This is a genomic window from Desulfobacter curvatus DSM 3379, assembly GCF_000373985.1.
GTDB classification, from domain to species: domain Bacteria; phylum Desulfobacterota; class Desulfobacteria; order Desulfobacterales; family Desulfobacteraceae; genus Desulfobacter; species Desulfobacter curvatus.
In genome coordinates this window covers 1-10,735 of the sequence record NZ_KB892914.1, presented here as the reverse complement: position 1 = coordinate 10,735, position 10,735 = coordinate 1, and the positions used below count along the sequence as shown (strand labels likewise).

General features: G+C 46.9%; 8 protein-coding genes and 1 pseudogene. 4 read left to right on the top strand and 5 right to left on the bottom strand.

The genetic code is table 11. The annotated features are described in order from the left end of the window. Positions 1 to 131 precede the first annotated feature (131 nt). The 3 genes from B147_RS27240 to B147_RS33095 form a co-directional block, all read right to left on the bottom strand. Entirely contained in the window at positions 132 to 1,325 is a 1,194-nt protein-coding gene (locus B147_RS27240; protein ID WP_020585767.1) for a YibE/F family protein, read from the bottom strand. Positions 1,326 to 1,412: 87 nt separating this feature from the next. Next, on the bottom strand, positions 1,413 to 2,468 hold the full coding sequence (locus B147_RS29670; protein WP_051085646.1) for an alkaline phosphatase: 1,056 nt from the start codon (positions 2,466 to 2,468) through the stop codon (positions 1,413 to 1,415). Beyond that, positions 2,465 to 2,905: an alkaline phosphatase gene (locus tag B147_RS33095; protein WP_051085645.1), complete on the bottom strand. Its 441-nt coding sequence runs from the start codon at positions 2,903 to 2,905 to the stop codon at positions 2,465 to 2,467. The genes B147_RS29670 and B147_RS33095 overlap by 4 nt, the downstream gene beginning before the upstream one ends. Positions 2,906 to 3,344: 439 nt before the next feature. Here B147_RS33095 and B147_RS0102965 point away from each other — a divergent pair, with 439 nt between their 5' ends. From B147_RS0102965 to B147_RS0102955, 3 genes are all read left to right on the top strand, one after another. Further along, positions 3,345 to 5,483, top strand: coding sequence for an LOG family protein (locus B147_RS0102965; protein ID WP_020585766.1), 2,139 nt, complete (start codon positions 3,345 to 3,347; stop codon positions 5,481 to 5,483). Positions 5,484 to 5,502: 19 nt separating this feature from the next. Then, complete coding sequence (locus tag B147_RS0102960; RefSeq protein ID WP_020585765.1) at positions 5,503 to 6,372, top strand: thioredoxin domain-containing protein; 870 nt, start codon at positions 5,503 to 5,505, stop codon at positions 6,370 to 6,372. Between the two features lie 172 nt (positions 6,373 to 6,544). Beyond that, a complete protein-coding gene (locus B147_RS0102955) occupies positions 6,545 to 9,019 on the top strand; it encodes a glycogen/starch/alpha-glucan phosphorylase (protein WP_020585764.1) in 2,475 nt (824 codons plus the stop codon). Between the two features lie 76 nt (positions 9,020 to 9,095). On the opposite strand, the pseudogene B147_RS33390 reads toward B147_RS0102955, so the two are convergent. Both B147_RS33390 and B147_RS27230 read right to left on the bottom strand, forming a co-directional pair. After that, a pseudogene (locus B147_RS33390) lies at positions 9,096 to 9,365 on the bottom strand (IS1 family transposase). A 198-nt stretch (positions 9,366 to 9,563) separates the two neighbouring features. After that, positions 9,564 to 9,788 (bottom strand): hypothetical protein, encoded by a 225-nt coding sequence (locus B147_RS27230; RefSeq protein WP_020585762.1) that lies wholly within the window; start codon positions 9,786 to 9,788, stop codon positions 9,564 to 9,566. 218 nt (positions 9,789 to 10,006) lie between these two features. On the opposite strand from B147_RS27230, the gene B147_RS0102940 reads away from it, so the two are divergent. Next, positions 10,007 to 10,501, top strand: coding sequence for a peptidoglycan-binding domain-containing protein (locus B147_RS0102940; protein WP_020585761.1), 495 nt, complete (start codon positions 10,007 to 10,009; stop codon positions 10,499 to 10,501). The last annotated feature ends 234 nt before the right edge of the window (positions 10,502 to 10,735 follow it).

The window sequence follows — 10,735 nt, the reverse complement described above, 5'->3', positions numbered from 1 at the left end:
GTGATTTTAAGCAATAATTGTGAAAAGTCTTTATTTTTCATGATTTCCTCCTTCTTGGAGTATATCCAAAAGATAGAAATCATTTATTGAGTTTCAACATTTAAAGGGAACATAGCCTTTTTAAAAATGATTCAATTTGCGTTGGGGAAGGCTATCTTTGTCTTTTTCCCGGATGTATGGGCCTTGTTTTCCTTAAGGATATGATCCGACCGGAACCGGTAGACAAAACCTCCCACCACCGCCGTAAACGGGGCTACAGTCACCAGGCCGAAGCTTCCCACAAGGGTGTTGAGCACTTCGGCCGCCACATAGTTGATGTTGAAAAAGTTAACCAAGGGCACGCCCTGGGCCATGAACAGCATCATCATGGTCATGTATCCCCCGGAGTAGGCCAGCAGCAGGGTGGTGGTCATGGTGCCGATCACAGCCCTGCCCACGGACATTCCTGATTTAATATGGTCTTTCAGTGAAATGTCCGGCTTGTTTTTTTTTACTTCATCCATGGATGCGGCAATATCCATGGCAAGATCCATGACCGCACCGGATGACGCAATAAAAATTCCTGCAAGAAAAATTCTGGTGATTTTAAGATCATAAAAACCGGAGTAAAGAAGGGTTTCGGCAAAGGGACGGACCGCACCGTGAATCCTGAAACCCTGGTTAAAATACAGGGCCAGGATGCAGGTAAAGACCAGTCCCAGAAAAGCCCCCAGAAAGGTGACCATCCCTCTTTTGGTGGCTCCCCCAACCAGAAAACTGATGGCCAGGGTTAGAAAAGCCACCACACCAAGGGCAATGGGGATGGGGTCATACCCTTTTAAAAATAAAGGCACCATGACCTTCCAAAGCATGAGGCCGGACAATGCAAAAGAGAGCAGCGCCTTGATACCGGTCCAACCGCCCACCACAACCAGGAGCAGCCCAAATAAGCCCAAAAGCCATAGTTCCTGGCTGATGCGATAATGACCGCGGCTGTATGCTGTCCTGATTTTTCCGTTGGCAGCTGAGTATTCCACCAGAATGATCTGGTCTTTGGTAAAAAGTTCGTCCAGCTCCATTTTCCCCTTCAGGGCATTAATTACCTTGACCTGATGTCCCTTGAATGGCCCGGTCAGCATCTCAGCCGTCAGTTCCTGAGTGCCGGCTTTTACGATGGAATGAATCATGATATCCGAATTGTCCACGTCCAGGACCCGTGCCCGGTCATATTGTGAGTCTTGAGGGATCAGACTCTCGTATCCCGTGGGCATTAAAAACAGAAAACAGCACAATCCGGCAAATAAAAATGCCAGCAGGGTATCCGGGTGTTTTTGCAGATAGGCCATAAATCCTTCTTTTTTTCGGTAAACATTCTAAAATGTGCCGCACCAGTAGCGTAGCTATTGGCCGACGAGGCGCGGCAGGTTTATTAATTAGTTCTCAAGGTCAACATTCATGACCTGGGCAATTCTTTTTGCCACATCGGTGTTGTCGTAAAAACCGTCAAACACTGATGCGTTCATACCTTTGGCGAGAACCATTACAGGTACGCCGGTATGGGAATAAGAAGTGAAAGCAATACCGGCTTGATGGTTAAGGATATGGGTCAGGGTTACGGACAGCGGTTCGTATCCTGAGTAAAGCAGGCTATCTTCTTCAGATGTATTAACGGTGGCGCCGCTCATGGTTTTGTCGAAAGCGCCTTCGATCAACTCTTTCTCATAAGCATTCAGGTCATCATAGACCAGCCCGAAGTTAGTTGACATGATGGCTTTCATATCCTCATCAATGTCAGCAACGCCGGAATGTGTGGTTTTGTAGGCGGCCAGAACAGTTGCGTTGAAATACTCAAAGGACATGGTCTGGTTATCCAGAATTTCAAAGAACGTATCATAAGCAGTGCTGGCGAATCCGATGGTCATACCGCCGCACTCATGGTCCCCGGTGACAACAATAAGGGTTTCGTTAGGATGTTCGTTGTAAAATTTAATGGCTTCTTTAATGGCATCGTCAAAGGCGATAGTGTCTTCAATGGCAGCCCGGGCGTCGTTGGCATGGCAGGCCCAGTCGATTTTGCCGCCTTCAACCATCATGAAGAAACCATCTTTATTGTCCAGCAGACGGATGCCCTGCTCGGTGAAATCGGCCAGGGACATGCCGTTTACATAACCACGGTCCATGTCATAATACAGGGCACCCTTATGGCCGCCTGAGTCCTGGGCAGAGTCAAAAGCGATTACCCGGGAACCGTTGGGCTGGGCCTGGAGCGTGGCCAAATCCAAGGTAATGGTGAAACCGTTGTCAGTTGCTGTTGTTTCCACATCGCTGTCGGTATCTCTGTTCCAGAATCCACCGCCAAAGTAATCAAAATCTGAGTTTGCAAGGTCAGTTGCGATGTCAAAGTAATTGTTCCGGGACGTATTATGGGAGTAGAAAACAGCAGGCGTGGCATGGTTGATGGTCACAGAAGTGATGATACCCACTTTCATACCTTTTTCTTTGGCTTTTTTTCTGCAAGTGTTGCAATGGAGGTTCCGTCAGGGGTTTGTGAAATTACGCCAACGGTGGTCTTCTTACCGCAGGCCAGAGCAGTCCCGGCAGCAGCTGAATCAGTAATCAGACGATTGTCGGCAAAGGTGGTGGACATGCCCTGCACAGGGAACTCAGTGCTCATCGCCAAAAGTTCGGCTTTATTGCTTCCGGGAACAGCATCATCTTCAACAAGGGCTGCCAGGTAGGCTTCGGCAGCGTGAATCTGGACATTAGCCATGCCGTCACCGATAAAGTAAAAAATGTACTTAGGGTCGGTGGTTCTGCTTCGTTTAACTCTTTTGCCGGCAAAAGCGGTTCCAATACAAAGGGATAGTGAAATAACAGCTATGGCGGTAATCAGGCCGCTTTTTTTAAGGTTTTTAAGTGTCAGCATTTGGTAGATTCCTTTTCCTTTAAAATGAATGAATTTTTATATGAAAGTCTCCAGCAAGTACCTGGATTCTTTCTATCTTTGTTGTGGGCAGAAGTCTGGGTCTCGACAGACCAAGGACGGCCCGTGGCCGTTATATGAAACTGGGGCAAATCAGATTATGGCAGTGTTGCGGGGTCTTTTCATCACCTCCTTTCCTTCAAATTTGACCCCAATATTCAGAGTCGTTTTAACTGCAGGTTTCCAAGGCGCACGATCACAACTGGCGGCCACTCTATGATTCAAATATTCATTGAAAATTAGTTTTGAAATAGGATTAGATAAGGAATCAGGACGTATGCCTAATTGTATTTTTTCTTGACGAATAAGTAGCCCGGATTTATGCTTCCCCCTTGATTGTTCAGCTTTTTTAGCACAGGTTCACTTGAGAATAAGGTTTCTAATGGACATACCCCAGATAGTCAGTCCGGACGGATATATTGATACCATTGCCCTCCGTACCTCCGGAGAAGCGCAGATGGATGTTCGGTTTTTGTTCCCCAAAGTGTCGGATTATATTGTATCCGCCTTAAAGGAAGGCAAACCCTGGTTTTTTTCCGGCAGAAGCGGAAATGCCCAGATGGGTCTGCTTACGGACACACACATGCCCGGAGACCCCCCGCCGACGCCGGAAATTGACGGATCAAAGATTCTGCTTCCCGGTATGATTCAAAATCTAAACCCCCTTTTGACCAATGTCTTGGATCTGTTTGAGACAGGAGATGAGATCGGCCGGCTGGTGGTCATGGACCCAGAACTGCGTATCCGGGATGTCCGCCATTATCTGCATAAACGCCTTTTTGTGGGCAACCGGGTGGGCAAGGGCTATTATGAAGGATTTGATATCTGTCAGGAAATTGATCCTGTAACCGGACAAAATTGCGATTATATCGAAGTGGCGCTTTCATCTTTCCAGTATTGTTTTGAACCGGCAGCCATGATCCGGTCCAGTATTGGTGCGGTGATTAAAAAGGGGCGAAGTGCCTTGAATGCCATTCGATCCAGGGTGCCCATGGATCCGGCGCAGACCCTTCTTAATCCGGGTGCGCTTTTTGTAGGGGCCGTCAAGATCTCTTTGGGTGACATTTATGGGATCATCGATGCCGTGGTCTCCCCGGAAAAAGAAGATATTATCCATCTGCCTGCCAGGGTGCTGGATCCTTTCCGGACTTTCAGAAACCGGCAGGTGGAGTTGTATCATCAGGGAAAAACCCCGGTTCCTTTGAGTGATATCCGTATCCGCATTCGGTTTTTTAGAAGTAATAACCCCTTGACCGTTCCCCTGGAAAAGGCCAGGGTAAAGGAGGGGTACCGGCTGTGCGATCTGCTCACCCATGCCGAGGTATCAAACCTGTTCGATATTCTTGATGAAAATGCCTTGGGCCTTATTCTGAACAAGGGTAATTTTATCCAGGTGCCCCAGGCCCAGGATATTAAAGGGGAGGCCCAGCTGGAGATCATTAAAAACTGTTTGGCAAAAAGCACCCAGCGCCGCCATGAGCCTACGATTCCCCATACCATTGGTGACACGCTCAAGGAGACCCTTGGCAAGTTGTCCGTATTGGGTGGGGTCAATTCCCGGGTGTTCATCGGCAAGCAGTTTCCGGAGCGGGAAGTGGTGGATGCGCTCCGAAGAACCGGGTTATGCACGTTTCTTATCAATGCGGAGAATCCATCTTTCGCTGACGACGATATACGGCACATGATCTCTTTAACCCATGCCGGGCAAAACCGGTGCGAGTTCATGCGATATGACCCTGTGATCGGCAAGCTGTATTCATTTTACCATGGGTGCTTCATGGAGCCTGATGACTGGGAGCGTTTTGACCGGGTACGGTTCTGGTTTGCCTTTTACGGGTCACATACAAAAGATGTGGACAATCGCCTGACCATTGACCTGATCAATCGTCTGGCCCTGCGTCTGGGTGACGAAATGGGCATTGTCCATGGCGGCGGCCCCGGTCTGATGAAGGAAGCCAATGACCTGGCCCGCCGGCACAATATCATGAGCGTGGGCATTGCCATTGATCTGGAAGGGGAAAATCAGGCCTCTTTAACCACCTGTGACGGGTTGATTAAATATAATGAGGGCCTTCGCCTGGCCCGCCAGGATCATCTGCAGAAACTGAGCAATCTGCCTGTGATCAACACCGGTGGGTACGGCAGTGCCGAGGAGCTGGGCATCACCATCACATCCATGAAAATTCATGAAAATCCTCTGGCGCCTATTATTCTTTTGGACCCGGATAATTTATGGGAAGATGCCAGAAAGCAGACCCAGAAAATAGCAGATAAACAATACGGCCCCGCGTTTACCCCCCATCTTGTAAAATCCTGTAAGAATGCAGACCAGGCTGAAACCCATCTGATTGAATTTTTATCAGATCCGGATCTTTGGTATAAGAAGAATGAAATACCGGCCCAAAGTGTGGAAAAAGCACGGATCAAGGCAGCAAGGATACGGCGTTTATTTTTGCACATTGAAAATGTGGAGGTGTTTTATACCCGAAGTCCCCGTCTTTCACCGGTACTGGGGCATTAATTCTATAAGGAATAAGATCATGACATGCATAACGCTTTTTAAGCGCCTTATTATTTTCATGCCGGCACTTTTTATACTTTTACCCGGTGTTTCTTCAAGCAGTGCAGAATCGGTATGCGACCATGTTACCCTGGCGTGGATAAAATCCCAGGTGCCTGTGCCCAAAGATGCAAAAGTGGTATTTAAAAAAGAGCAGGGTGTTCTTTGTGAAGCCGTACTCTCTTTCGACGGCGGTCTTGCGCCGGTATACGCAGGCAAAGATTTTATTGTGGCCGGGTCGCTGTATAAAAATGGCGTATCCATAACCCGGAAGACCATGTCCAGCTTGTCTGACGTTGCCAGTGCAGAACGAAAAAAAGCCAAGGAGAGAGAGGCAAAGGCTATTAATATGCGTAAAGTTTTTTTTAAAACCCATGCTGCCGATCTGGCGGAATTGGTTTCTTTGAGCTTTGCGCCGGGCGGGTCGACGGACAAGTTTGTTTATGTTATTTCAGATCCGGCCTGCGGCCACTGCAAGGCGCTTCTTGACGGCCTGGAAGAAGTTGCTGCGGAAACGGGCCTTGCCCTGAAACTGATCATATATCCGGTTCTGGGTGAAAAGAGCAAAACCATGACGACCCAGGTCATCTGCAAACACCTGGGATATGGTGCATATAAAACCTTGAAGCCGGACGACGCAGTTCAAGATTGTAAAAAAGCGGAGCAACGTATAAGCAAAACCGTTGATCTGCTCCAAAAGGCTGATATCTCTTTTGTACCCTTGGTGGTGGCCCAGGACGGCTCCTGGGTGGTGGAAGGCAATGATATCTGCAGCGTGCGCGAGCACCTGGGGCTGGAGCCGGGCACCGGAGAAAAAAGCGGCGGCTGCAAAAAGGCCCGGGAGGATTAACTTTTATGGGGTTGAACTCCCCGGTATAACGGTTTTTTTATATATCCGGCGAAACCCTGCAATGAGAAATATCAATTGATATCTATATGCAATTTATGTAGATTGACAGAAAATTCAGATTCTTTTGTTTACGACGGGATAACCGTATTTATCATAAGTGGGGAAGTGCATCATGGAAAACCAAAGAAGCTATCCGGGCAAAGCTCCGGAAACCGATGACCAGCCTGCCACAAATCTTAACGAAGATATCAAACATCACATCATGACAACCCTGGGAAACGATTTTTATCCCCCCAGGAAAGATACTTATTATAAGGGACTGGCTTACAGTGTCCGTGACCGCTTGGTTAAAAGGTGGCTTAACTCCCAGCGTTCTTTCTACGATAGAAGTGCGAAACGTGTCTATTATCTTTCCCTTGAATTTTTGCCCGGCCGGTTTTTAATGAATTATGTCACCAATATGCAATTGAACAAAGCATGCGAAAAAACCCTGGAAGAAACCGGGTTCACCCTGGAGGAGATTGAGGAGCAGGAATGGGATGCCGGCCTTGGCAACGGGGGATTGGGCAGGCTTGCATCATGCTACATGGACTCCATGGCTTCTTTAAATATTCCGGGATATGGTTATGGTATTATGTATGATTACGGCATATTTTATCAAACCATTGTCAACGGGTATCAGGTTGAACAATGTGATAATTGGGTGCGCTGGGGCAATCCCTGGGAATTCAAGCGCCGGGGATTTTTATCCAATGTTCAATTCTACGGCAGGTCCGAACTCTATAAAGACAGTAAAGGTAAACTTCGTTACCGGTGGGTGGATACGTTGGATATCAATGCCATGGCCTGTGATATTCTTATCCCGGGGTACGGTACCCAGAATGTGAACAACATGCGGCTGTGGGCAGCCATGTCCAGTCAGGATTTCTCTTTGCAGGAGTTTAATCAGGGCGACTATATGGGTGCTATGCAAAGCAAGGTGCTCACGGAAAATATCTCCAAGGTGCTTTATCCCAATGATGAGAAAGAGGTCGGTAAGGAACTTCGCCTTAAACAGCAGTATTTTCTTGTGGCTGCCACCTTTCAGGACATCGTGCGCAGGTTTAAAAAGCACAACCCCGATTTCAAACTGTTGCCTGACCGGGTTGCGGTCCAACTCAACGACACCCATCCTGCCATTGCCATTCCTGAACTCATGCGCCTGTTGCTGGATGTGGAAGACCTTGAATGGGATGATGCCTGGGAAATTTCAGTAAACACCTTCGCCTATACTAACCACACAGTACTTCCCGAAGCCCTGGAGACCTGGCCGGTTCGCCTGATTTCAAAGTTACTGCCCCGTCACATGGAAATCATCTACGAGATAAACAGACGGTTTTTAACGATGGTGGAAAAACAGTATCCGGACAACTCCGAGTTATTACACCGGATCTCCATTATTGAAGACGGCCCGGAACAAAGGGTGCGCATGGCCCATCTGGCCATTGTGGGAAGCCATACGGTAAACGGCGTGGCCGCCCTTCATTCCAGGATTCTCAAAGATAAATTATTTCATGATTTTAACATTGTTTTTCCTGGAAAAATTATCAATGTCACCAATGGCGTAACCCCCCGGCGGTGGGTGCTCCAGGCGAACCCGTCTTTATCATCCCTTATTACCGAAACCATTGGGCCGGACTGGATTACCGATCTTGACCAACTCAAAAAGCTGATTCCCCATGCGGACAATCCTGGATTTCGTGAAAAGTGGCGTCAGGTAAAATGGAAGAACAAAGTGCGTTTGGTAAAATATATCAAGCGAAAAGTGGATCGAGATGTCAGCCCTGATACACTGTTTGATGTTCATGTGAAACGGATTCACGAATACAAACGTCAGCTGTTAAATATTTTCCATGTCATCACCCTGTATAACCGGATAAAAAAGGACCCGGCCAAAGAGATTGTGCCAAGGACGGTAATATTCGCCGGCAAAGCGGCGCCTGCCTATGTCCAGGCAAAACTGATCATCAAGCTGATCAATTCTGTTGCAGATATCGTGAATAATGACCCGGACGTGAACCACAAGCTTGAGGTTGTGTTTTTGCCGAACTATTGTGTTTCCCAGGCTGAAAAGATCATACCCGCAACAGAGCTGTCAGAGCAGATTTCAACGGCAGGGCTTGAAGCGTCAGGAACCGGAAACATGAAATTTGCTTTAAACGGGGCGCTTACCATCGGCACCCTTGACGGTGCCAATATCGAGATCATGGAAGAGGTGGGTGACGACAATATTTTTATCTTCGGTCTGACTGCCAAAGAGGTTGAAAAGAAAAAAGCCCAAGGATACGATCCCTGGGAGTATTACAACAGTGATGAAGAGCTGAGAGCTACACTGGATATGGTCAGGCTTAATCATTTTATTCCGGGAGAGCCCAATCTTTTTCTGCCCATCTGGGATTCGCTGATGGCCCTTGGAGACCGCTATCTAGTTCTTGCCGATTACCGCGCCTTTATCCAGGCCCAGGAAAAGGTCAGTGCCCTGTATCAGGACCAGGAGCAATGGACCAGATGTTCCATTTTAAATACGGCAAATATGGGAAAGTTCTCCAGCGACAGAGCTGTCAGGGAGTATGCCCGGGATATCTGGAACATTGAGCCTTCTAAATAGTGTTTGGACAGCTCGTTAGAGGGGCGCAGCACAAATCCCAGGGCCGTGGGTAAAGCCCTGCCCAGTCCGGAACTATTCACGTCATGTCCATGAAAGAACCAGTAGTGGAATAATATCGGTTGATGTGCATGCCAATGACAATGTCGTGAATATTTTCGTTTTTTGAAAAGCAGATTGTTTTTCGACTCAGGCGCTTGATATGGATTTTGAAATTCAGATTCCGCCTTTCAATCCTCTATGTATTATCTTTCCCGATGATATGCTTTTCAGACGGAATGAATTTGCCATAACTCTGCCAATTGTCTGTATGGAAATACCTTATTGGGAAATCAGCCAATTTTTCCATCAGACGGGCGGCAGCTTTAATCCGTCCGTTTACCATTATGCAATGCAAGAATAATCCCTGTCTCTCTTTCGATTAGCTACCATGTCCAACGCTGGTTTTTTTTCTTACTGACATAGCTCCAGAATTCATCGCCTTCTTCGCTAAGCCTAATTGCAACATCCATGGGCAGAGCCGTTTCTCCAGACGGGTAATACGGATTCACTTCCGCCGACGTTTTTTTTTACGTTCGGAAATAACCGTTCCTTTTGCAATGCCCAAATTCCTGCTGATATCCATCACCTCGCTACTGTTCAGCGTTTGTTTCTCTATCTGCTCTTTGACGCCGGGACGCCAGGCATTATAGGAAGAGTCGAGTTGGAAGCATTTTTTTACAGTTTTTGCATAGGTATCGTTGTGTGCTATTTTACTGTGTCCGTTTTTCATCAGATTTGGATCATTGTGCCTAAATTCCACTTCAATAAGACGAATTGTTCTGAAGGAGATTAAAGTTACCAAAAACGTCGTTCTTTGGGCATATATACACGAACCTCGAAAAAAAGTCCCTAAATTGTCCGTGGGTTTGGTATCTCTTTACATGATTTCTACATATTGGTATGGAATTCAATAAATCTGTGAGTTAAGCATAGACAATGGAGGTGAATATGACGTTGAAGTATCATATTTTTGCATCAAACAAAGATATCGCCAAGGCATATGCCAATAGCCCTGCTTTATCCAGAGGGTCAAGGGGGACGGGGGTTGCCCTTCTCCAGGGAGGGCTTATGGATATGGGGTATAAATTGTCTGTTTCCATAGCTAAAAATGGGGCTCCAGATGGTATTTTCGGAAAAGAAACCACAGGCGTTGTCCAGAATTTCCAATCCGATCACTCCCTTAAAAAGGACGGCATTGCTGGTAGAAATACCATCGGCACTCTTGACAGACTTTTGGTGGCCAAATTTTCGTCTCCTCTCCCATCTGTGCTCAAACCCAAACCAAGGATTGCAGCCAGCCGAGATTATATGATCGGCTCGTCAGACCCTTCAGTTTCCAGGGATCCCGGGGCCGGAGTCTGGGCATCTAAACCTGTCCAGACATCCTATATCTTGGATTTCGCTTGTTCCCATTTTGAATTTTATAAATTTAAAAATCAATAAAATCGGTCGAAAAAGTCTAATTTTTAGAGCATACACCCAATTTTTTAATATAATTCACCATAATCAATCGTAACTACTTGAAATTAAACTAGATTTTTTTCACAAAAAAGTAGAGTCTTTNCAGTTAAGTTAAGGAGGGCTCTATCATTGCGACTGCCAGTTATAAAAAATGTTCAAACGCAACCTGTTGGATTTGCACCAATCTTGAGACATTATTTTGATCAATGTGGAATA